Source organism: Pseudomonas sp. 203-8, from assembly GCF_020708595.1.
GTDB lineage: Bacteria > Pseudomonadota > Gammaproteobacteria > Pseudomonadales > Pseudomonadaceae > Pseudomonas > Pseudomonas aeruginosa.
On record NZ_JAJFDF010000013.1, the window covers coordinates 142,425 to 165,860 of the forward strand.

The 23,436-nt window shown below is 68.5% G+C and carries 16 protein-coding genes; 12 read left to right on the plus strand and 4 right to left on the minus strand.

The features are described 5' to 3' along the window. The first annotated feature begins 70 nt into the window (after positions 1 to 70). Positions 71 to 799, plus strand: a complete 729-nt coding sequence (locus LJF27_RS27245) for a hypothetical protein (RefSeq protein ID WP_003158319.1) — start codon at positions 71 to 73, stop codon at positions 797 to 799. Positions 800 to 864: 65 nt separating this feature from the next. Then, the gene (locus LJF27_RS27250) at positions 865 to 1,365 is read left to right on the plus strand and encodes a hypothetical protein (RefSeq protein WP_016263221.1); all 501 of its coding nucleotides are present in this window, start codon (positions 865 to 867) and stop codon (positions 1,363 to 1,365) included. A 57-nt stretch (positions 1,366 to 1,422) separates the two neighbouring features. Here LJF27_RS27250 and LJF27_RS27255 read toward each other — a convergent pair whose 3' ends face one another. Continuing rightward, a complete protein-coding gene (locus LJF27_RS27255) occupies positions 1,423 to 3,501 on the minus strand; it encodes a phosphocholine-specific phospholipase C (RefSeq protein ID WP_023117041.1) in 2,079 nt (692 codons plus the stop codon). A gap of 231 nt (positions 3,502 to 3,732) precedes the next feature. Further along, complete coding sequence (locus LJF27_RS27260; RefSeq protein WP_003158318.1) at positions 3,733 to 4,188, minus strand: DMT family transporter; 456 nt, start codon at positions 4,186 to 4,188, stop codon at positions 3,733 to 3,735. Positions 4,189 to 4,276: 88 nt separating this feature from the next. Between LJF27_RS27260 and LJF27_RS27265 the strand changes: the two genes are divergently transcribed. Continuing rightward, on the plus strand, positions 4,277 to 5,191 hold the full coding sequence (locus LJF27_RS27265) for a LysR substrate-binding domain-containing protein (RefSeq protein WP_003138279.1): 915 nt from the start codon (positions 4,277 to 4,279) through the stop codon (positions 5,189 to 5,191). 7 nt (positions 5,192 to 5,198) lie between these two features. Here LJF27_RS27265 and LJF27_RS27270 read toward each other — a convergent pair whose 3' ends face one another. After that, positions 5,199 to 6,011, minus strand: coding sequence for a MerR family transcriptional regulator (locus LJF27_RS27270; RefSeq protein ID WP_009313699.1), 813 nt, complete (start codon positions 6,009 to 6,011; stop codon positions 5,199 to 5,201). Between the two features lie 311 nt (positions 6,012 to 6,322). On the opposite strand from LJF27_RS27270, the gene LJF27_RS27275 reads away from it, so the two are divergent. Genes LJF27_RS27275 through LJF27_RS27285 form a run of 3 tightly spaced genes read left to right on the plus strand, consistent with a single transcriptional unit; the run spans position 6,323 to position 9,870 of the window. Then, complete coding sequence (locus tag LJF27_RS27275) at positions 6,323 to 7,198, plus strand: M24 family metallopeptidase (protein WP_003091703.1); 876 nt, start codon at positions 6,323 to 6,325, stop codon at positions 7,196 to 7,198. After that, entirely contained in the window at positions 7,195 to 8,973 is a 1,779-nt protein-coding gene (locus LJF27_RS27280; RefSeq protein ID WP_003102094.1) for an SDR family oxidoreductase, read from the plus strand. The genes LJF27_RS27275 and LJF27_RS27280 overlap by 4 nt, the downstream gene beginning before the upstream one ends. A 9-nt stretch (positions 8,974 to 8,982) precedes the next feature. Next, the gene (locus LJF27_RS27285) at positions 8,983 to 9,870 is read left to right on the plus strand and encodes a metal-dependent hydrolase (protein WP_003102091.1); all 888 of its coding nucleotides are present in this window, start codon (positions 8,983 to 8,985) and stop codon (positions 9,868 to 9,870) included. A gap of 342 nt (positions 9,871 to 10,212) precedes the next feature. On the opposite strand, the gene LJF27_RS27290 is transcribed toward LJF27_RS27285, so the two are convergent. Then, positions 10,213 to 10,818, minus strand: a complete 606-nt coding sequence (locus tag LJF27_RS27290; RefSeq protein ID WP_003091706.1) for an ATP-dependent Clp protease proteolytic subunit — start codon at positions 10,816 to 10,818, stop codon at positions 10,213 to 10,215. A 481-nt stretch (positions 10,819 to 11,299) separates the two neighbouring features. Here LJF27_RS27290 and LJF27_RS27295 point away from each other — a divergent pair, with 481 nt between their 5' ends. From LJF27_RS27295 to LJF27_RS27320, 6 genes are read left to right on the plus strand one after another with little or no spacing between them, the layout of a single operon-like run. Next, positions 11,300 to 18,358 carry an amino acid adenylation domain-containing protein gene (locus LJF27_RS27295; protein ID WP_023117042.1) on the plus strand — a complete coding sequence of 2,353 codons (7,059 nt, stop codon included), beginning with the start codon at positions 11,300 to 11,302 and terminating at the stop codon, positions 18,356 to 18,358. After that, complete coding sequence (locus LJF27_RS27300) at positions 18,355 to 19,521, plus strand: FAD-dependent oxidoreductase (protein WP_003091709.1); 1,167 nt, start codon at positions 18,355 to 18,357, stop codon at positions 19,519 to 19,521. Before LJF27_RS27295 ends, LJF27_RS27300 begins: the two co-directional genes overlap by 4 nt. After that, the gene (locus LJF27_RS27305; protein ID WP_003122420.1) at positions 19,518 to 20,846 is read left to right on the plus strand and encodes a condensation domain-containing protein; all 1,329 of its coding nucleotides are present in this window, start codon (positions 19,518 to 19,520) and stop codon (positions 20,844 to 20,846) included. Before LJF27_RS27300 ends, LJF27_RS27305 begins: the two co-directional genes overlap by 4 nt. Position 20,847: 1 nt before the next feature. Then, positions 20,848 to 21,762 (plus strand): SDR family NAD(P)-dependent oxidoreductase, encoded by a 915-nt coding sequence (locus LJF27_RS27310; protein WP_003106196.1) that lies wholly within the window; start codon positions 20,848 to 20,850, stop codon positions 21,760 to 21,762. After that, a complete protein-coding gene (locus LJF27_RS27315; RefSeq protein ID WP_023117043.1) occupies positions 21,755 to 23,011 on the plus strand; it encodes a cytochrome P450 family protein in 1,257 nt (418 codons plus the stop codon). The genes LJF27_RS27310 and LJF27_RS27315 overlap by 8 nt, the downstream gene beginning before the upstream one ends. Further along, positions 23,008 to 23,433, plus strand: coding sequence for a nuclear transport factor 2 family protein (locus LJF27_RS27320; RefSeq protein ID WP_003091711.1), 426 nt, complete (start codon positions 23,008 to 23,010; stop codon positions 23,431 to 23,433). The genes LJF27_RS27315 and LJF27_RS27320 overlap by 4 nt, the downstream gene beginning before the upstream one ends. Positions 23,434 to 23,436: the final 3 nt, after the last annotated feature.

A 23,436-nucleotide genomic window follows, 5' to 3' on the forward strand; every position in this document is an offset into this window, starting at 1 on the left:
GGGCATCATCGGTGCTCGGAGCCATCAGGGAGGCACCCCGCCTCCTGGTGTCCAGGGAGAGGAAGGAACCATGCGCAAACCACTGCTATCCGCATTACTGCTGGGCCTGCTGGCCCTCGGCGGCTGCAGCCTGCCCCAACAGCAGGCCGGCGCGCCGACCGAGCAGCGGCTCGGCACCCAATGGGGCGAAGGCGTCGCCTCGCCGGTCACCTCGGTGGCCCTGCGACGTCTATCGGAGCAACCGGTCGATCGCCGCCAGGTGTTCTACAGCGCGAGCCGCTTCGATGGACGTGCCATCAAGGAACTGCCCCTGGCCAAGGGCAGGGTGGGCTTCGCCGTACTCGACGAGGATGGCGGCAAGTTCGACCTCGTGCAGCACCGCAGCACCCTGCAATTGCAGGGTCGTGAAGGCCAGCGCTACCGACTGTGGCTGAACAACCTCGGCAGCGCGACCTACGAGGTGGTCTCCACGGTAGACGGCCTGGACGTGCTCAACGGCCAGCCGGGCAGCCTGAAGAACCGCGGCTATGTGCTGGAGCCGGGCGAGAGCCTGGTGATCGAGGGCTTCCGCAAGAACGAACGGGAAGTCGCGGCGTTCCGCTTCGCCAGCCCCGACGATGCCTACGCCAGCAACAGCGCGGCCGGCGACAGCCGCAACCTCGGCGTGATCGGCGTGGCCCTGTTCGAGCTGGACGCTCCGGCCAGCGGTCGCGCGGCGCCGGCCGACGGACCGCAGGCATTTCCCGCCGACGCCCGGAACGGCGGCGGCTACGCGCCGCCACCACGCTATCGCGACTGAGGCATCTTCACGAAAACTGCGCGGCGGCGTTCCTTCATAAGCAATCCATCTCACAGGAGCCGCCGATGAACCGCTTTTCACTGCCCCGCCCCGACGCACACCAGTGCGTCGCCGGCCTGGGTTTCTCCGCCCTTCTGCTGCTGGCCTCCTCGGCCAACGCCGCCGCCTGCCGCGACATCACCAGCGTGCAGCAAAGCGCCGACGCCACGCGCAATACCTCGATGGGCGGCCACGTGACCCAGCACATCTACGGGATGACGCCGCCATCCGGCTCGTCGCAGAAAGACAAGACCCTGTTCAAGTCGAGAGGCAACTACGACGCGGCCTGGCGCCAGTACGGATACATCGACAATCCGGTGGCCTGCAGCGGCAACAGCAAGTTCCAGGTGGTTTCCCTGGAGAAGCTGCACATGGGCAAGATCGATGCCTACTCCTGCAAGCAGGCCGACGGCCAGGGCGTCTGCACGCGCTGGGATACGTACATGGCCAAGGAGATTTCGTACGGTTTCGTCCTGAAGGACGGCAAGTGGATCCTCAATACCCTCTACCCGGTTCCCCTCGACTAGGGCGCAGGCCGTCCGCGCCGGCCGCCCCATTGCAGGGAGCCGGCGCGGCCGTCCGGGTCAGAAGGTCAGCGTGCCCAGGCCCATGCCCGGGTCGCTGAAGCCGGAGCGACCATCTTCCATGCGACCGCTGAAACGCCGCAGGAAGCTGTCCGCCCCCTGCGCGCTGACGCTGAAGTCGTACCAGTTGCCGCTGCTGCGCAGCGAATAGCGGACTTCCCGGCGCTGTCCCGGCGGCACGTTGACGGTACGCCGCTCGCCCTGGCGATAGACGTTGTCCTTGACCGTCAGCTTGACCGGATGGCGGCCACGGTTGATCAGTTGCACGCGCAGGTTGCCGAACAGCGGCTCGTAGTCGATCCGCACTTCCGGCAGCGGCGCCTTGCGCTCCGCCAGGTCGCGCCGCAGGTTGCCGCGAAAGACCCGGAGGAAACCGTTCGGACCGTGCACTTCCAGGTGGTAGTCGCCGCTGGCGTCGCCCTGGAAGCTGTCGTGCAGGCGCTTGCGCGCGCCGACGGTGTAGCGTTTCGGCGGGTTCTCGCTGTCGAGCAGGTCGAACACCTGGAACACCGCGCCGGCCTTGCCGGTGTTGACGAAGGTCAGGCTCAGCGCATCTCCGCCGCTGCGGTAGCGCGCATGCACGCCCAGCTCGTAGGGCAAGGCGCGGGCCGGACGGATGCCCATTTCCTGCTTGGGCATGGCGGCCACCGCCGGCGGCTTCGGCTTCGGCAGCTTGATCTGGCTGGCGACGATGGCGTCGGCCTGGCTGGTGTCGGGCAGTTCGGGGAACGGCTCGTTGTTCGGGTTGGCGAAGTTGAACGCCGAGGTCAGGTCGCCGCAGACGGCACGACGCCAGGGACTGATATTCGGCTCCATGACCCCGAAGCGCTGCTCCAGGAAGCGGATCACCGAGGTGTGGTCGAACACCTGGGAGTTGACCCAGCCGCCCTTGCTCCACGGCGAGATCACGTACATCGGCACCCGCGGGCCGAGGCCGTAGGGCTGGTTGCGATAACGGATATCGCCCTTGGTGTGCCATTCGAGGGTGGCGTCGGCGGTGGTCTTGCCGCGCAGCGTGCCGTCCTTGTTCAGGCTCGGCGCGGCCGGCGGGGCGACGTGGTCGAAGAAGCCGTCGTTCTCGTCGAACATCACCAGCAGCGCGGTCTTGCTCCAGACCTCCGGGTTGGCGGTCAGCGCGTCGAGTACCCAGGAAGTGTACTCGGCCCCCCAGATCGGGCTGGACGGGCCGGGGTGTTCGGAGTACTTGGCCGGGGCGACGATCCAGGACACCTGCGGCAGGCTGTTGGCCAGCACGTCGCGCTTCAGCGCATCGAGCTTCCAGGTGCTCAGGCCGTTGACGATCAGCGGCGAGTCAGGCGCCGCGGCGCGGTACTGGCGGAAGCCGATCAGCGGGTTGTCGGAGAAGTTGTCGGCCATGTCCTGGTAGACCCGCCAGGTGATGCCGGCAGCCTGCAGGCGCTCGGGATAGGTGGTCCAGGTGTAGCCCTGCTCCACCGGGCCGTTGCTGTCGTGGTCGTTGGTGGTTACCGGACCACCGTGCTGGCCGAGCGGGTCGTTGGTGCCGGTCCAGAGGAACAGCCGGTTGGGGTTGGTGCCGCCCTGGAACGAGCAGTGATAGGCGTCGCAGATGGTGAAGGCGTTGGCCATCGCGAACTGGAAGGCGATGTCCTGCTCCTTGTAGTAGCCCAGGGAACGCTCGGTCTTGGCCGGCAGCCACTTGTCCATGCGCCCTTCGTTCCAGGCCTGCTGGGCGTCCGGCCAGGTGTGCGGGGTGCCGTCGACGCGCTGGGCGCTGGTGGTGCTGGTGTCGAAGTGGTAGGGCAGGATCTCGCCCTTGCTGCCCTTCTGGTGCCAGACCCGCTGGCCGTCGGGCAGCGGGATCGCCATGCGGTCGCCGAAGCCGCGGACGCCCTTGAGGGTGCCGAAATAGTGGTCGAAGGAGCGGTTCTCCTGCATCAGGATCACCACGTGCTCGACGTCCTTGAGGTTGCCATGCCGGCGGTGCGCGGGAATCGCCAGGGCCGCCTGGATGCTCGACGGCAGCATGCTGGTGGCGACGGTGGCGCCGACCGTACCGGCGGCCAGGCGGATGAAGCTTCTTCTGCTTTTCGAAATCATCGGGGGGACTCACCAGGTCAGGGTGTGGCACAGGGCTGCCGAGCGCATCCATGACGCCCGCAGGCTCACTCGGCAGCAAGCTGTTCGAACCCCGACGACGCTAGTGAGGGAAAAAGACGCTTTGGTTTCAACACGCTTTGCAACAACTATTCATGCCAACTTCGTCACAATTTCAGATCAAGATTTTGGTCTAGGCCAGATTCCACTTGACAGCCCTCGCCGGCACTCTCCTCACACTCTTCCCCGCCATTGCAGGAGCAATACCCCCGCCACCACCAGCGCCAGGCCGAGATAGCCCTCCCAGGACAAACGGCGCACCGGGAAACCGGCCCAGCCGAACTGGTCGCAGAGCGCCGAGACCAGCATCTGCCCGGCCACCACGCACGCGATGAAAGTGGCGGCGCCCAGGCGCGGCGCGACCAGGATCGCCACCGTCAGGTAGGCCGCGCCGAACAGCCCGCCGAGCCAGCTCCACCAGGGCGCGCCGCCGAGGCTGGCGGTAGCCGGCAGCGGCACCCGCACCAGCAGCAGGCCCAGGCAGACCGCCCCGAGGCTGACGCCCAGCGAAGTCAGGCTGGCGCTCAGCGGATGGCCGAGCAGGCGCCCGAGCAAGGCGTTGCTGCCGGCCTGCAGCACCACCATGCCGCCCACCGAAACTGCCATCAGTACCATCAGATAATTGGGCATGCTGATTCTCCTCCTCCGGCCATTGCCTCTGGAGCGGAGTTTTTGCTATCCACTTCGCGAATGGAAATCGATAGTTGGTACAGCCTCCATGCAGCAGATTCATGACCTACGCCGTATCGACCTCAACCTGCTGGTGGTGCTCGACGCGCTCCTCAGCGAGCGCCACGTGTCCCGCGCGGCGCAGCGCCTGGCCATGTCGCAGCCGGCGGTCAGCCACGCCCTCGGGCGTCTCCGCGAACTGTTCGGCGATCCGCTGCTGGTGCGGGTGAAAAGCCGCATGCAGTTGACCAGCCTGGCGCTGGAGCTGGCGCCGAAGCTCCAGGCCAGCCTCGACCAGGTGCGCGGGGTGATCGGCGGGCCGGCCTTCGAGCCGGTGCGCAGCCGGCGCCACTTCCGCCTGGGCATGTCCGACTACGGCGCCTGGGTGGTGCTGCCGGCGCTGCTGCGCCAGCAACAGGCGCTGGCGCCCGGGGTGAGCTTCGGGATAGTCCAGGAACCGCGCCTGGAAACCGCCCGGCAGGTCGCCGAAGGACAACTGGACTGCGCGCTGGGGGTATTCCCCCTGCTTCCGGAGGGCGTGCGCGCCAGGCGCCTGTTCGAGGAGCGTTTCGTCTGCGTCTGTCGGCGCAGCCTGTTCGACCGCCCCGACGGCCTGTCCCTCGACCGCTACCTGGCGGCCCGCCACGTGCGCGTCTCGCTACAGGACAACCCGGCCGAGGAAGTCGACAGCGCCCTGGAAAAACGCGGCCTGCGCCGGCAGGTAGCGCTGACCCTGCCGCACTTCACCGTGGCCCCGGCGCTGCTGGCCGGCACCGACCTGGTACTGACCATCGCCGAGCGCATCCTCGAACGCCTGCGGTTACCCGAGGAACTGGCGGTCTGCGAGCCGCCGCTGGCGATCCCGCGCTTCGACTACGTGCAGATCTGGCGCGGCGACGCCGAGCGCGAAGCGGCCGGCGCCTGGCTGCGGGAACAGATCCAGGCGGCGGCGCGGAAGATCTGAAGAAGAGTCAGGAAGGCTTTTCCAGCTTGCGCAGCATCTCGCCGACACGCTCGCCGAGCATTTCGTTGGCCGACAGCTTGAGGCCGCGCGCCAGTTCCACCTGGACCACGTGTTCCGCCAGCGGGCGCAGGCGCAGGAACACCTTGGCCAGCTCCTGCAGGTCCGGCGCCCCGGGCAGCAGGTCGGTGCCGCGGCCGTCCACCAGGTGGGTGACGATCAGGCGGACGATCCCCGCCGCCAGGTGCTCGGTGTCGCTGCGCAACTCGCCGAGGTGATCGAGCAGCGCCTCCAGCGGGATGCCGCTGCGGTACAGCTCCAGCCCGGCCTGGAACAGCCGCGGACTGGGGATCTTCATGCACTCGCCGTCGAACAGCAGCAGGCCCAGCGCCTGGGCCTTGTCGATCACCCGGTCGTTCAGTTCGTCGCCGAAGATCGCCTGGAGTTCGTCGAAGCCGATGCTGCCGGGCGTCTCCAGGTTCCACTCGCCGATGATCGCCTGGTCCAGGCCGAGCACGTGGTCGAGGTCGCGGCCCTGTTCCCAGGCCTCCAGCAATTCCTTGATGTTGGCGCTGGAATAGCCGCGTTCGAGCAACTGGTTGATCAGCCGCAGGCGCTTGAGATGGCTGTCGAAATACACGCCGACCCGGCCGCGCCGCTCCGGCGGCGGCAGCAGGCCGCGGTCCTGGTAGGCACGCACGTTGCGCACGCTGCTGCCGGCCGCGCGCGCCAGTTCGTCGACACTGTATTCGCGGGCATCCTCGGCGGACGGCTGCTCGCCACGTTGCAGCAGGCGCTGCAGGAGGGTCAGGGGTGTGCTCATGGAGGCGGATCATAACGAGGCCCGCCGAACGGCCACAACCTCCGGGGGTGCAACGCTCTTTGCCGGCGTCGGGATGCGCGGGCGCCAACCAAAGACTGGACTCGTCGGTCAGCCGCTCCTCCGGCACCGCCGCCACAACCCGGGGGAAACGTCCCGAGCCTTCTGCCCCGGGCCTTCCGGCGCCGGTAGCAAGTGCCGTAACACCGGCGTGAAGAGACTTCCCAGGGCTGGCGCAACGCCTGCTTATGGGCCAGCATCAACCATGACATCAATCAATGTCACAATAACGACAAGCCAGCCTGGAGAGAGCCATGTCCCAAGGCGCCTGGGTACCCACTCCCGACGATCTCGATCACTTCCGCCAGGTCCAGCGACTGGCCTATACCTGCTGCGAAACCATCCACGGCGAACTGCGCGCCGGCATCAGCGAGAGGGAAGCCGCGGCGCTGATGAAGACCTGGCTGCAGGATCACGGCGTCGACGACTGGTTCCACCAGCCCTTCGCCTGGTTCGGCAGCCGCACCTCGTTCAAGGGCTTCGACGGCCTGCGTCATCTCGGTGGCTTCAACCTGGCCTTCTACCCCGGCAAGCAGCGCCTGGAGGAAGGCATGCCGTTCATCCTCGACTGCGCGCCGACCCTCGGCGCCTATACCGCCGATGTCGGCTACTCCGGCGCGCTCGGCCACAACCTGTTGCAGGAGCGGCTGATGGACGACCTGCTGATACACCGACGCACCATCCTCGACCTGGTCCGCGAACGGCGCCCCCTGGCCGAAGTCAGCCAGGCGGTCGACCGGCTCTGCGTGATCCAGGGCACCCTGCCACGGCACAAGGCCTATCCCTTCGAAGTGCTCGCCCATCGCGTGGAAAAGCTCGGCAACCGCCGCGGTCCCTCGGTGGCGCGCTTCGGCGTGCGCAACCTGTACACCCTGACGCGCAACGCGCTGGTCACCGGCAAGCGCGAAGGCTGGTCGCCGCTGTGGTCCAGCGGCAAGCGCTCCGAGCACCCGCCGACGCCCGGTCTCTGGGCGGTGGAACCGCACCTGGGGCTACGCGGGGTGGGCGCCAAGTTCGAGGAACTGCTGGTAGTCACCGAAGACGACGCCTACTGGCTCGACGACGACCTGCCGCACGTCCGCCGCTGGCAGGCGCGCGGCCTGCTGCCGCAAGCACGGGAGGCCGCATGAACGCGCTCCTCGCCCTCCCCGACCTGCAGCCGGAACGGCTGTTCGTGCAGTCCGGCGACGTGCGCCTGGCGGTTCATTGCTGGGGCGCGCCGGACAACGACAAGCCGACGCTGCTGATGGTGCATGGCTACCCGGACAACCACGAGACCTGGCTGCCGCTGATCCGCCAACTGGCTGGGCGCTACCGCATCGTCGCCTACGACGTGCGTGGCGCCGGCGCTTCGGACAAGCCACGCTGGAGCCGCGACTACCACCTGCAACGGCTCAGCGAAGACCTGCAGGCGGTGATTCGCGCCACCAGCCCGGATCGCCCGGTGCACCTGCTGGCCCATGACTGGGGCTCGATCCAGACCTGGGAAAGCGTCACCGATCCGCAGTGCCGACCGCTGATCGCGTCCTATACCTCGATCTCCGGGCCCTGCCTGGACCATGTCGGTTTCTGGATGCGCGAACACCTCAGGCAGCGCAGTCCGAAGGCCCTGAAAGCGGTATTCGGCCAGTTGCTCCACTCCTGGTACATCGCCTTCTTCCATACCCCCGTCGTACCCGAGCTGCTCTGGAGCGCCGGCCTGGCCCGGCTCTGGCCGCAGTTCCTGAAGCACGCCGAAGGCGTCCGCCATCCGCAGGTCAACCCGACCCAGGCCAGCGACGGCCGGCACGGGGTCAAGCTGTACCGCGGCAACTTCATCCGCAGCCTGTTCCGTCCGCGCAAGCGCCACACCGAAGTGCCGGTGCAACTGATCGTACCGACCCGCGACCGTTACGTCGGCGCCCAGCTGTTCCAGCACCTCAGCCTGTGGGCGCCACGCCTGTGGCGGCGCGAGGCGAGCGTCGGCCATTGGCAACTGCTGGCCGAGCCGGAGCAACTGGCCGGCTGGCTCGGCGAGTTCATCGACGCCCAGGAAACCGGCGAGTCGTCGCCGGCCCTGCAACGCGCCCAGGTCCGGCCCGACGCGCGCTCGATGAGCGGCAAGCTGGTGGTGGTCACCGGCGCCGGCGGCGGCATCGGCCGTTCGACCCTGCTCAGCTTCGCCGAGCGCGGCGCCAGCCTGCTCGCCGCCGATCTCGATCTGGAAGCCGCCGAACGCAGCGCCGAACTGGCCCGCGCCCTTGGCGCCACGGCCCATGTCTACCAGGTCGACGTCGGCGATACCCAGGCCATGGAGACCTTCGCCGAGTGGGTGCGCGACACCCTCGGAGTCCCGGATGTGGTAGTCAGCAATGCCGGCATCGGCATGGCCGGACCGATGCTCGACACCTCGCCCGCGGAATGGGAGCGCCTGCTGCGGGTCAACCTGTGGAGCGTGATCGACGGCTGCCGCCTGTTCGGCCGGCAGATGATCGCGGCGAACAAGCCGGGGCACCTGGTCAATGTCGCCTCCGGCGTGGCCTTCGCGCCGTCGCGCAACTACCCCGCCTACGCCACCAGCAAGGCCGCGGTAGTGATGCTCAGCGAATGCCTGCGGGCGGAACTGGCCGGACGTTCGATCGGAGTCACCGCGGTGTGCCCGGGCTTCGTCGATACCGGCATTGTCCAGGCCACCCGCTTCGTCGGCATGGACGCCGAACGCCAGGCACGGCGCCAGGCGAAGATCCAGCGCTTCTACAAGCGACGCCGGCTCAGCCCGGACACCGTCGGGGAAAAGCTGGTGCGCGCCGTGGAGCGCAACAAGGCGGTGGTCTCGGTGGGCAGCGAGGTGCACCTCGGCGCCCTGCAATGGCGCTTCGCGCCCTGGGCCACGCGGTTTCTCGCGCGCTTCGACCTGACTTCCTGAGAGCCTGCCATGAGCGAATTCCACCACAAGCTGGTCCAGCGCAAGGTCCGCTTCGACTTCAGCGATACCCCCCTGCACTGGGTTCCCGGCGAAGCGGAAGCGTCCCAGGTGATGAACGTCCTGCACATGCTCCTGCCTTCCGGCGAACTGTGGTTCTGCCGCCTCTACAACAAGGCCCTGCCGCTGGTTAGCGACGCCCGCCTGCGCGACGACGTGCAGGGTTTCATCCGCCAGGAAGCGATGCATTCGCGGGCCCACGACGGCGCGATCCAGCGCTACCTGAGCAGGTTCGACATCGACTCCAAGCCGTTCACCGACAAGATGGATTTCCTTTTCGAACGCCTGCTCTGCGACTACCCGCTGGGGCAGAACAGCCTGACCCGCGCCCTCGACGGCTGGTGGCTGCGCCAGCGCTGCGCGATCATCGCCGCGGTGGAGCATTTCACCTGCGTGCTCGGCAAGTGGGTGCTGGAGGCCCGGGAGCTGGATCGCCGCGGCAGCGACCCGGTGATGCTCGACCTGCTGCGCTGGCACGGCGCCGAGGAAGTAGAGCACCGCAGCGTCGCCCACGACCTGCACGTGCATCTGGGCGGCAGCTTCGTCACCCGGCAACTGACCATGCTGTTGGTCATCGCGATACTGGTCTACCTGCTCGCCGACGGCACCCGCACCCTCCTCGACCAGGACCCGAGCCTGCGCGGCGCCAAGCGCCAGGGATTCCTACGAACCTGGTGGCGGCTCGGCAAGCAGGGCCTGCTGCCGAACCTCGCGCGCACCTTCCGCGACGTCGCCCGTTACTTCAATCCCTGGTACCACCCCGAGCACGAGGCGAATACCCAGGAAGCCCTGGAATACCTGGCCAACTCGCCGGCGGCCCGGCGCGCGGCGAACGCCTGAAAACAATTCACTGGAAATACCGGCAAGCGCCGCGGAAGCTGGAACTTTCCCGGCGCTTGTCCATTGTTACGTCAGGTCGAGTCAAACAAGGCCGGCAGACGGAAGGTAATTTCCGTAAGCCTGAAAAATGTCGCTCGATAGAATGATTGAAAATAACGGGCGCGCGACGTGAGACTTTGCAAAAGTCAGCCATTCTTGCTGATGGCATTTTGAAAACAAGCAAAATAAAAGTAAGAAAAGTTACCCTATCGATCGGAAATTAAAGAAAGAAAAGCGAGCGAGAAGAGAATCGGGAAATACGCTCTTCGCGCCCGCCTTCGTATTTATCCGGCCTGCGGTAACTCACTGGCCAGGCAGCGTGATCTCCCGTTCCGAAACGATGATCTTGTTGACCAGGCCGTACTGCACGGCCTCCTCCGCGTTCAGCCAGAAGTCGCGCTCGGTGTCGGCGCTGATCTTTTCCGGCGTCTGCCCGGTGGCTTCGGCGAAGATCCGGTCGAGGCGTTCCTTCATCCGCACGATCTCGCGGCGGTAGATCTCGATATTGCTGGCCGGCCCCTGTATGCCGCCCGACGGCTGGTGCAGGAGGAAGCGGGTATTGGGCAGCGAATAGCGGTTTTCCTTGTCCGCCGCGGCATAGATCAGCGCGCCGGCGCTGGCAACGCTGCCGGAACCGATCATGATGACCTTCGGTGTGATGAAGCGGATCGCGTCGAAGATCATGTCGCCGGATTCGACGTGGCCACCCGGGGAATTGACGAACATGTAGATCGGATCGTCGCTGATCGAGGCGAGGATGTGCAGCTGCTGGACGACGTCCTTGGCCATCTTCTCGTCGACCCCGCCGGTGACGAACACCTTCCTGACCTTGAGCGCGTACTCCATCAGCTTGGCGCCGATGGCGCCGTGGGAGTCGCCGCCTTCGCGGTCCTTGTCATCGGTTTTCATGCAACCTCCTGGAACTGTTGGTAATCCATCCGGCAAACCTTTCAGGGCATGCGTTCGTTGTTCGCCAGGGCGCGGATATATATCCGTTAATGCGCCTCTTCCGAGCGGCCCATTATGCATCAGCCAGACACTTTCGAAAGGCTTGCTTCAACTTCGAAAAGACCGGCGAAGGTAATCTCGTGAAGCATAGCCATGCAGGGCCGCGACGCACGTTTCCCGGAACCTAACAGATTTGTAAGTTGCCTCGTAAACACCTACCAGAATTAACAGTTAACAACGCGATTACCCTGCAAGAATTAACAGCTATTTCTTCGAGCCTGCCAAAAGTAATAGTACACCCCGCTCTTGCTTCGGGTGCCGCCGCTTCCCTGCCAACCACGCTGGCTACGGCGCGCTGAAACGTCGACGGGTGGAACCTGTCCGGCGAGGCGTGCGGTGCCCGTGTTCGCCGAATCGATGGATTGTTGAAGAGGACGCAGGGATGGTTCGTTTCGCTCGCTTGCCGCTATCGCCCTACCAACGGGACATCTGGGTCGCCGCCGCGCAGTTTCCGGAACTCGACCAGTACACCATCTTCAGCTACGACCGCTTCACCGGCGAGGTCGATACCCAGGCCCTGGAACGGGCGCTGCTGCAGGCGGCGCGAGACACCGAGGCGTTCCGCCTGCGCCTCGGCGAGACGGACGGTACGCCGTACCAGTGGCTGGACACGGATGCCGAGTTCGAGGCGCGCCACGTCGACCTGCGCGCCGACCGCGACCCCGAGGCCGCCGTGCGATCCTGGCTGCGCGACGCCTTCCGCCACGCCTACCCGCTGGACGGCCGCAGCCTGGTGGACCTGGCCCTGCTGCATAGCGACCAGGCGCTCTACGTCTACGTGCGCACCCACCATATCGTCAGCGACGCCTGGGGCCTGCAGCTATTCCTCAGCCGGGTGCGCGCCGGCTACCTGGGCGAGCTAGGCGAGCCACAGGCGCAGATGCCGACGGCTTCCCTCCTGGCGCAACTCGAGACCGACGACTACTCCGGTTCGGAACAGTACCGCGGCGACCGCGCCTATTTCGCCGAGGCCCTGGAGGGCCTGGAGCCGGCCCTCTTCACCCGCAGGCGCCCGGCCGGGCTGCGCCGCACCGCGCGCCACAGGCTGACGCTGGAACGCACACTGCTCGATGCGATCCGCGATCGTGGCGAATCGCCCTTCCTGTTCCTCTCCGCCGCCGTGGCGCTGTACCTGGCGCGGATCCACCAGAACGACGACGTGGTCCTCGGCGTACCGGTGCTGAACCGCGCCGACCGCGCGGCCAAGCAAGTGGTCGGGCACTTCGCCAATACCCTGCCGCTACGCATCCGCACCGCGCCGGAACAGACCGTCGACGAATTCCTGGCGCAGTTGCGCGAGGCGACCCGGACGCTGCTGCGCCACCAGAAGATGCCCCTCGGCGACCTGTTGCGCGGCGCCTCGCCACTGTTCGACACCACCCTTTCCTACATGCGCTGGCCCGCCGCCCAGGCGATCCCGAGCGCCAGCGTCGAGACCGTGGCGCAAACCCACGCCCATGACCCGGACGCGCTGGCCATCTGGGTCTCCGAGTTCGACGGGCACAGCGACGCGCAGGTGGATTTCGAATACGCCTGCGATGTGTTCGACGCCGACTTCCCCATGGACGCCGCGGCGCGGCATATCGAAACCTTCCTGCGCGCCCTGGTGGAGGGCGGCGAGCGCCGCCTCGGCGAACTCGATCCGCTGTCGGCCGCCGAGCGCGAGGAACTGATCCACACCCGCAACGCCACCGACCAGGCATTCCCCGAGCAGGCTACCCTGCCCACGCTGTTCGCCGAGCAGGTGGCACGCACCCCGCAACGCACCGCGCTGCTGGAAGCCGACGGCGGCACGCTCAGCTATGCCGAGCTGGACGCCAAGGTCCAGGCCGTGGCCGACGCCCTGCGCGCAGCGGGTGTGAGGACCGACGAGCGGGTAGCGCTACTGGTCGCCCGCGGTCCCCACCTGCTGCCGGCGATCCTTGGCGTGCAGCGCGCCGGCGGCGCCTATGTGCCGATCAATCCCGACCATCCCCTGGAGCGCGTCCGCCTGCTGTTGGAAGACTGCGGTGCCCGCGTGGTGCTGGTGGACGAGCGCGCAGCGACACTCGGCGAGAGCCTCGGAGAGACGCGCGTGCTGCACCTCGAACGCCTGCCGCAGAGCACCGGCGACCTGCCGGCGGCCAACGTGGCGCCCGGCGACCTGGCCTATGTCATCTATACCTCCGGTTCGACCGGCATGCCCAAGGGCGTCATGGTCGAGCACCGCTCGGTGGTCAACCGCCTGAACTGGATGCAGCGTCGTTATCCGATCGGCGAACGCGACGTGCTTCTGCAAAAGACTCCGGTGACGTTCGACGTATCCGTCTGGGAGCTGTTCTGGTGGAGCTTCACCGGCGCCCGCCTGTCGCTGTTGCCGCCCGGCGCCGAGAAGGACCCGCGGGAAATGCTGCGGAGCATCCAGCGCGACGCGGTCACGGTCATCCACTTCGTACCGTCGATGCTGACGCCGTTCCTCGACCTGCTCAACGGCGACCCGACCGCCCGCGCGGCGGCAAGCTCGCTGCGCCTGGTGTTCTGCAGCGGCGAAGCCCTCGCGCCGTTGCAGGTCACGCGCTTCCGCCGGCTGTTCGGCGACGCCGTGCGACTGGTCAACCTGTACGGACCGACCGAGGCCACCGTCGACGTGTCCGACCATGAATGCGCCAGCGACAACCCCACGCGGGTCCCGATCGGCCGGCCGATCGACAACCTGCGCCTGTACGTCCTCGACCGCGCGCTCAGGCCGCAGCCCCTCGGCGCCGTCGGCGAGCTATATATAGGAGGCGTCGGCGTCGCCCGCGGCTACCTGAACCGGCCGGAGTTGAACGCCGAGCGCTTCCTCGCCGACCCCTTCGTCGCCGGCGGCCGTCTCTACCGTACCGGCGACCTGGCCCGCTGGCTGGCCGACGGCAACCTCGAATACCTCGGCCGCGCCGACGACCAGGTGAAGATCCGCGGCAACCGGGTCGAACCCGACGAAGTACGCGACCGCCTCGCCGCGCTTCCCGGCGTACGCGACGCCGCGGTCGTGGCACGCGATTCGGCGGTACGCGGCACGCACCTGGTCGGCTACTACGTGGCTGCGGCGGAACTCGACCCCGGTCAATTGCGCGCCGGACTTTCGGCGACGCTGCCGGACTTCATGCTGCCAGCCTTCTTCGTGCGCATCGACAGCCTCCCGCTCAGCGCCAACGGCAAGCTCGACCGCCGGCAACTGCCGGCACCGCCGGAACAGGTGGCGGCGGTTGCGCCGCGCACGGCGACCGAGGCCGAACTGGCGGCGGTGTGGGCCGATGTCCTCGGCGTGGCGGAGGTCGGCGTGCACGACGACTTCTACGCCCTCGGCGGCGACTCGATCCTGATGCTGCGCATCCGCGCCGCCGCACAGCGGCGCGGCCTGGGCTTCGAACTCGCCGACCTGATGCGCAACCCGACGGTGGCGGGCCTCGCCGAGCGCCTGGTGCGTCCGCTCGCGGAGCGAAGCTACCAGCCCTTCGAACTGGTTTCCGAAGTCGACAAGCCGCGCCTGGAAGGGCTGGAGGACGCCTTCCCGACCAGCCGGCTGAGTCTCGGCCTGCTCTTCCATAGCCGCCAGCGCCCCGACTCGTCGGTCTACCACGACGTGTTCCACTACCGCTTCGACCTGGCCTGGGACGAAGCCGCGTTCCGCCACGCGCTGGACCGGGTGGTCGCCGCCTATCCCGCGCTGCGTTCGTCGTTCGACCTCAGCGGTGCATCCGAACCGCTGCAACTGGTGCATACCCAGGCGCGCAGCGAACCGCTGATCCTGGACCTGCGCGGCAACCCGGAGGCCGGGACGGTGCTCGACGAGCACATCCGCCAACGCCGCTTCCATCGCTATTCGCTGCAACAGCCCGGGCTGTTCCTGTTCGCCGCGTTCGTCCGCGAGGACGGCCTGGACCTGGTGTTCAGCTTCCACCATGCGATCCTCGACGGCTGGAGCGTGGCCAACCTGATCGTCGCGCTGGTCGCCGCCTACCGTGGCGAGCCGCTGCCGGGCCCCGCGCCGGCGCTGGCCTGCCATGTCCGCGAGGAGCTGGCCGCGCTGGCTTCGCCGGCCGCCGTGGGGTACTGGACCGGGCTGCTGGAGGGCGCGAGGATGACCCGCCTCGACGGCTTCGGCGCCCACGAGCCGCAAGCCGCGCAAGGTCCGGCCAGCCATCGCGAAGCGCTGCCGGACGGGCTGCTCGAACGACTCAAGGCCACTGCGGCGCAACGCGGACTGCCGTTGAAATCGCTGCTGCTCGCCGCCCATTGCCTGACCCTGCATCTGTTCTCCCGCAGCGACAGCGTGGTCACCGGCGCGATCAGCAACGGCCGCCCCGAACTGCCCGACGCCGACCGCATGGTCGGCCTGTTCCTGAATACCGTGCCGGTCCGCTCGGAGATTGCCGGGCATAGCTGGATCGAGGTAGCCGATGCGCTGTTCCGCCAGGAGCGCGACGGACACGCCCATCGCCGCTATCCGCTCAGCGCCATCCAGCAGATCGTCGGCGACGAACTGAGCAGCGCCTTCAACTACGTCAACCTGCATGTCCTCGAACCGCTGTGGCAACTGCGCGACTTCCACGTCTGGGAAGAAACCAACTTCGCCCTGCTGGTCAACGTGATCGCCACGCCCAGCGACGGCATGTACCTGCGCATCGACAGCGACGGCCGCGGCATCAGCCGCAGCCAGGCCGCGCTGATCGGCGCGACCTTCGTCGAGCTCCTGTGGCGCCTCGCCGAGCATCCCGACGAAGCCGCCGACTTCGCCTTCCTCGCCCCTCGCCGCGACGCCGCTTCCCAGCCCGAGCCGCTGGTCGACGTCGTCAGCCTGTTCGAACGCCAGGTCGAGGCGCTGCCGGGCAGCGCCGCGCTGGCCTTCGAGGAGCAACGCTGGACCTATCGCGACCTCGACCATGTGGCGCGCTGCGTGGCCACCCGCCTGGTCCGCGCCGGCGCGCGCCGCGGCGATGCGATCGGAGTGGCGCTGAACCGTTCGCCGGAGATGATCGCGACGATCTGGGGCATCCTGCGCGCCGGCCTGGTCTGCGTGCCGCTGGACGTCAGCTATCCCGCGCAGCGCCTGGCGCTGATCCTGGAGACCGCACAGCCGTTCCGGGTGGTCGCGCATCCCGAGCACGCCCATGTCGCCGCGGCGGAACGGGTGCTGCCGGTAGAGGAACTGGTCGCCGACATCGAGCCCGAGACCTTCGCCGCGCCGCAGCTCGACGAGCTGGCCATGCTGCTGTTCACCTCCGGTTCCACCGGGCGGCCGAAGGGCGTCGAGCTTAGCCACCGGATGTGGGCCAACTACACCCAGTGGCAATTGCGCGTCGCCAGCGGCGTACCGGGGCTGCGCACCCTGCAGTTCGCGCCGCTGAGCTTCGACATGGCCTTCCAGGAGATCTTCTCCACGCTGTGCGGCGGCGGCGAGCTGCAACTCATCTCCAACCGCGAGCGGATGGACCCCTCCGCGTTGCTACATGTCCTCGAACGCCGCCAGGTCCAGCGCGTGCTGTTGCCCTTCGTCGCCCTGCAACGCCTCGCCGAGGCCTCCAACACCCTGGGCGTGCGCCCCGGCGCCCTGCGCGTGGTGGTGTCCTCCGGCGAGCAGTTGCGCATCACCGAAGACGTCCGCGCGTTCTGCGCGGCGATGCCCGGGCTGCTGCTGGAGAACCAGTACGGTCCCACCGAGACGCACCAGGTCACCTACCACTCGCTGAGCGGCGATCCGGCGCACTACCCGGACCTGCCGCCGATCGGCCGGCCGCTGGACGGGGTCGAGGTGCAGGTGCTCGACGCCGCGCTGCGCCCGGTACCGGTCGGCGTTACCGGCGAGCTGTACTTCGGCGGCGACTGCCTCGCGCGCGGCTACCACCGCGCCCCCGAACTCACCGCCGAGCGCTTCGTCGAACATCCCTGGCGCCCCGGCGCCAGGCTCTACCGCACCGGCGACCTCGGGCGCATCCTCGGCAACGGCGAGATCGTCTGGCTCGGCCGCGCCGATACCCAGGTCAAGGTCCGCGGCTTCCGCATCGAGCCGGCCGAGGTCGAGCTGGCGATCATGCGCCAGGCCGAGCGCCAGCCGGGCCTGCGCGGCGCGGCGGTGGTGGCTCGCGAGCGCCAGGGCAACGATGCATTCCTCGCTGCCTTCCTGCTCGGCGAGCCCGAGGCGGTGGATCTCGCCGAACTGAAGCAGGCGCTGCGCAGCGAACTGCCGGAACACATGGTGCCGGCACACTTCGCCTGGGTCGACGGCTTCGCCCTCACCCCCAGCGGCAAGCGCGACGACGCCGCCCTGCGCGCACTGCCGCTGGAGCACGGGACGAACATCGAGTACCTGGCCCCGCGCGACGACTACGAGCGCACCCTGGCCGGACTCCTCGGCGAGTTGCTGGATCGTCCCCGGGTAGGCATCCGCGACAGCTTCTTCGACCTCGGCGGCACCTCGCTCAGCGCGATGCGCTTCATGCTGCTGATCGAGAAGCGCTATGGCGTCGACCTGCCGATGGCCGCGCTGATCGAGACGCCGACCGTGGAGGGCCTCGCCGAACGCCTGCGGGAACGCTCGGCGGTGCGCGCCTTCGACCCGCTGGTACCGATCCGTGCCGGCGGCAGCCGCCCGCCGCTGTTCCTCGTCCACCCGCTCGGCGGCCACGTACTCTGCTACCTGCCGCTGGTCCGCGCACTGCCGCCGGACCAGCCGGTATATGCCCTGCAGGCGGCCGGCACCGGCCAGGGCAGTACGCCGCTGGCGGTCCTCGAGGACATCGCCGCCAGTTACCTCGCGGCGATCCGCCGGGTGCAGCCGGAAGGCCCCTATTACCTCGGCGGCTGGTCGTTCGGCGGCTTCGTCGCCTACGAGATGGCCCGGCAACTGCGCGCGCTCGACCCGCAGGCGGTCGCCCAACTGATCGTGCTCGACTCCATCACCGTCGACCGCAACCACGCCGGCAGCGCCAGCGACGAAGCCCTGCTGCTGTTCTTCTACTGGGAACTGGTCTGGTTCGAGCGCAGCGACGAGGAGGTCGAGCCGCTGCCTGAAGGCGCGAGCCTGGAGCAGAAACTCGACCACATCGTCGAACGCGCCATCGAGGCCGGCGTACTTCCCGCCGGCACCCCGCGCGCCACCGTGCAGCGGCTCTACGAGCTGTTCCGGGCGAGCTGGCAGGCACTCATCGGCTATCGCCCGGAAGTCAGCGACCAGGACATGACCCTGCTGCGCGCGGACGGCCCGCTGCCGCTGGCGCTGAAGCCGATGCACGACGCCGCCGGCACCCACTACGGCGACCCGAAGAACGGCTGGCAGCACTGGACCAGCGGCCGCCTCGATGTGATCGACGTACCCGGCGACCACCTGGTGCTGATGAAAGAACCCTATGTCGAGACGGTCGCGGCAGAGATCGCCGCGTTGCTCGAACCCTCCACCTCCAGCGAACGGACCCGCCCATGAGCAGACATCCCCTGAAGATCGTCATCGCCGGCGCCGGCATCGGCGGGCTCGCCGCGGCCGCCTGCCTGAAAGCCGCCGGCTTCGAGGTCGAACTCTACGAGCGGGCCAGGGAGCTGCGCGCGGTCGGCTCGGCGCTGTCGCTGATGCCCAACGCGCTGACCGCCCTGGAGAGGGTCGGCGTGCGCCCTGACCTTACCCGCGCCCAGGCCTTCGACTCGCTACGGTTCCTCACCCGGCGCGGGCGACCGATCCGCGCCATCGACTTCGGCGGCCTGGCCCGTCAGCTCGGCCAGCCGAGCCTGGCGATCCACCGCGCGAGCCTGCAGCAGGCGCTGCTGGAACAGGCCCGCGACTGCCGCATCGAACTGGGCGTGAGCGCCACCGGCTACCTGCGCCACGCCGACGGCGAAGGCGTCACCGTGCTCTGCAGCGACGGCCGCGAAGTGCACGCCGACGTGCTGATCGGCGCCGACGGCTTCAACTCGGCGATCCGCGCCACCATGACCGGCCCGGAGCGTCCCACCGACTGGCACTACGTGATCTGGCGCGCCACGCCGGCGTTCCGCCATCCGAAGGTGACGCCGGGCTACGTCGCCCATTACTGGGGCCGTGGGCAGCGCTTCGGTCTCGCCGACATCGGCGAAGGCAACGTCTATTGGTGGGGCACCCGCAACATGCCGGCCGAACAGGCGAAGGACTGGCGCGGCGGCAAGGCGGGCATCCAGCGCCTCTACGCCGGCTGGGCCGACGAAGTGCAGGCGGTCATCGAGGCGACCCCGGAGGCCGACATCAGCAGCCTGCCGGCCCAGGACCGACCGTTCCTGGAGCGCTGGGGCGACGGCCCGGTGACCCTGCTCGGCGATGCCGCGCATCCGATGCTGACCAGCCTCGGCCAGGGCGCCGCCATCGCCATCGAAGACGCCGCGGTGCTGGCCCACTGCCTGGCCACCATCGACGACCCGCAAGCCGCCCTGCGCGCCTACGAGAACCGCCGTCGCGACCGCGCCAGGGCGATGGTCGAGACCTCGCGGGCGCTGAGCCGCATCGAGCAGTTGGAGCATCCGCTGCGCACCGTCGCCCGCGATCTCTACTTCCGCTTCGCTCCGGAGCGAACCTTCGCCCGGCAGAACGAACTGGCACTGACCTTCCCAGGAGTCGAATGATGGCCGAGATACGACGCCCGCTGTCCGCGGTGGAACGCTGGTACTGGCTCAGCGACCAGTTCTCCGCGCTGAACGTGATTTCCCGGGTGCGGGTCCATGGCCGGTTGTCCATCGACGACCTGCGCCGCGGCCTCGACGCGCTGCAGGCGCGGCATCCGCTGCTGCGCGCGCGGATCGAGCACGATGCCGGGCTCGATCCGCGCTGGGTGCCCTGCGAGCAGCCCATCCCGCTGCGCGAGGTGCGCGGCGGCGGCGAGGAGCAATGGCTGCGGGAAATCAACGAGCGCGAATTGCCGGAACGCATCGATCCGGACAGCGGGCCACTGATCCGTACCGTGGCGATCGCCACCGACGCCGGCGCCCACGACCTGCTGGTCGTGGTACCGCACATCATCGCCGACGGCACTACCGTGCTGACCCTCGCCGAACAATGGCTGACCCTGGCCGCCGACCCCGCCGCGCAACCCTGGACCGCCAGCGCCCTGCCGCCGGCGGAGGATCTGCGTCCGCGCCGCTTCACCGGCGACGAAGGCGCGGCGCGCCTGGCCGAGCAGACCGCCCAGGACGAAGCGCTGGTCGGTCGCCACCGCCCGGGCCGGATCGAGCCGAGCAACCCGGTGCCGCTGGAAGCGCGGCGTACCCGCCTGCTCCACCGGGAGCTGGACGGCGCGCAGCTGGAACAGCTGCAACGACGCGCCCGCGAACACGGCACCACGGTACACGGCGCGCTGACCGCGGCGCTGGCCATCGCCGCCGGCCACGACCACCAGCGCCGCCCTAGCCACATCGCCATCGGCTCGCCGATCGACTTCCGCGACGAACTGGAGCCGCCGGTGCGCCCCGACGAAGTAGGCACCTACGTCGCCACGGTACCGGTGGTGCTGGACATCGCCCGGCCGTTCTGGGAGGTCGCCCGCGCGCTCACCGACGACCTCGGCGAACGCCGTCGCCAGGGCCATCATTTCAACCTGGTCACCCTGGTCGCCAGCGCTGCGCCGCGCTGCATGGCCGACGCGCGGCCATTCATGGCCTTCATGGAAGCCGAAGGGCCGATCAACCTGTGCTCCTCCAACATCGGTCGCTATCCGTTCCCCGAGCGGATCGGCGCCTTGCGCCTCTCCGACGCGCAGTTCCTCACCGGCATCTCGGTGAACGGCTACTTCGTGGCCGCCATCAACTCCAGCCATGGCCGGCTGTTCTGGAACTTCACCTATATCGACGAAGCGGTCCCCGGCGAACGCGCCGAACGCCTGGCCGAAGATTGCCTGGGCACCCTGCTGTCGGCGATCCACGCCCCCCAACGATCCGCCCTCGAGGAGCAATGACATGTTATTCACCAGCAAACCTCTCTCGCCCCAGGGCCGCCACGTACTGATCACCGGCGCCTCCAGCGGCCTCGGCCGGGAAACCGCGCTGCACCTGGCCGAACAGGGTTTCCAGGTGATCGCCGGGGTGCGCCGCCAGGAGGATGGCGAGCGCCTGGCGAACGCCTGCCCGTCCGGCCGGATCAGCACGCTGCTGATCGATGTCACCGACGAGGAATCCATTGGCCGGGCCGCCGCGCAGGTGGCGGAGAAAGTCGGCGATACCGGGCTCTGGGGCCTGGTGAACAACGCCGGGATCTGCATTTCCGCGCCGCTGGAATGCGTCTCCAGCGACCTGCTGCGGCGCCAGCTGGAAGTCAACCTGATCGGCCAGCTCGCGGTGACCCGGGCGATCCTGCCGCTGCTGCGCCGTGGCGGCGCGGCGCGCCTGGTGAACGTCACCTCGGGCCTCGGCTCGGTCGCCATTCCCTACCTGGGCGCCTACTCCGCCGCGCAGTTCGCCAAGGAGGGAGTGAGCGACGCCCTGCGCCGCGAGCTGGCACCCATGGGCATCCAGGTCTCGGTGGTCAGCCCCGGGGCGATCTGGACGCCGATCTGGGGCAAGATCGCCAGCGAGGGCGAGCGCGCCCTGGCCGACGCCCCCGACGCCGTCGCCGACCTCTATCGCGATACCTACCTGCGCTTCCTCCAGGCCAACGAGGACGGCGCGCGCAACAGCGCGACCAAGCCCGCCGATGTCGCCGCCGCGGTGCATGCCGCGCTCACCGCGGCCAAGCCGCGGACCCGCTACCGGGTCGGCGCCGACGTGCGCCGCGGTACCCTGCTGGCGCGGCTGCTGCCCGATAGCGTGATCGACGGGATGTTCCGCCCCATCGTCACCGCCGCCCCGGCGGCGAAGGAGGAGCAACGTGCCTGATCGCAAACTGAGACTGGGCGAGGAACTGATCTCGCCACTGCACGCGCTCTACGACGGCCTGCAGGTGGACGGCGCGCCGCGTCCCGCGCATCGCGCCGCCGAGCATCCGGTGTGGGTGGTGACGCGCTACCGCGACGCGCGCAAGGTCCTCAACCATCCGGGCGTCCGCCGCGACGCCCGGCAGGCCGCCGAACTCTACGCGAAGCGTACCGGCAGCCCGCGCGCGGGGATCGGCGAGGGACTCAGCCACCACATGCTCAACCTCGACCCGCCGGACCATACCCGCCTGCGCTCGCTGGTTGGCCGCGCGTTCACCCCGCGCCAGGTGGAGCGCCTGCAACCGCATATAGAACGGATCACCGAGGCATTGCTGGACGCCATGGCCGGCCGCGAACAGGCCGACCTGATGGCCGACTTCGCGATCCCGCTGACCATCGCGGTGATCTTCGAGCTGCTGGGCATTCCCGAGGCCGAGCGCGAACACGCCCGCCAGTCCTGGGAGCGCCAGGCGGAACTGCTGTCGCCGGAGGAGGCCCAGGCCCTGGCCGATGCGCAGGTCGACTACCTGCGCGTGCTGCTCGAGGCCAAGCGCCGGCAGCCGGCCGACGACGTCTACAGCGGGCTGGTGCAGGCCGCCGACGAGAGCGGCCAGTTGAGCGAAGCGGAACTCGTCTCCATGGCCCACCTGCTGATGATGAGCGGCTTCGAGACCACCATGAACATGATCGGCAACGCGCTGGTCACCCTGCTGGTCAACCCGGAGCAACTGGCGTTGCTGCGGGCGCAGCCGGAACTCCTGCCCAACGCCATGGAAGAACTGGTCCGCCACGACAGTCCGGTGCGCGCCTCGATGTTGCGCTTCACCGTAGAAGACGTGGAACTGGACGGGGTCACCATTCCCGCCGGCGAATACATCCTGGTCTCCAACCTGACCGCCAACCACGACGCCGAGCGCTTCGACGATCCCGACCGCCTCGACCTCACCCGCAACACCGATGGCCATCTCGGCTACGGCTTCGGCGTGCACTACTGCGTCGGCGCCTCACTGGCCCGGCTGGAGGGGCGGATCGCCATCCAGCGCCTGCTCGCGCGCTTCCCCGACCTCCAGTTGGCGGTGCCCCACGCGGAGCTGCAATGGCTGCCGATCACCTTCCTCCGCGCCCTGATCAGCGTGCCGGTGCGCACCGGATGCAGCGCCCCGGCGAAAACCGCCTCCCACGCCAACCCGATCGAGAGGATCGCCCAATGAATGCCAAGGAAATTCTCGTCCACAGCCTGCGCCTCCTGGAAAACGGCGATGCCCGTGGCTGGTGCGACCTGTTCCATCCGGAAGGCGTACTCGAATTCCCCTACGCCCCGCCGGGCTGGAAGACCCGCTTCGAGGGCCGCGAAACCATCTGGGCGCACATGCGCCTGTTTCCCGAGCACCTGACCGTGCGCTTCACCGACGTGCAGTTCTACGAGACCGCCGACCCCGACCTGGCCATCGGCGAATTCCATGGCGACGGCGTGGCCACCGTTTCCGGCGGCAAGCTGGCGCAGGACTACATCTCGGTGCTGCGCACCCGCGACGGACAGATCCTGCTCTACCGCGACTTCTGGAATCCGCTGCGGCACCTCGAGGCCCTGGGCGGGGTCGAGGCCGCCGCCAAGATCGTCCAGGGAGCCTGAGCC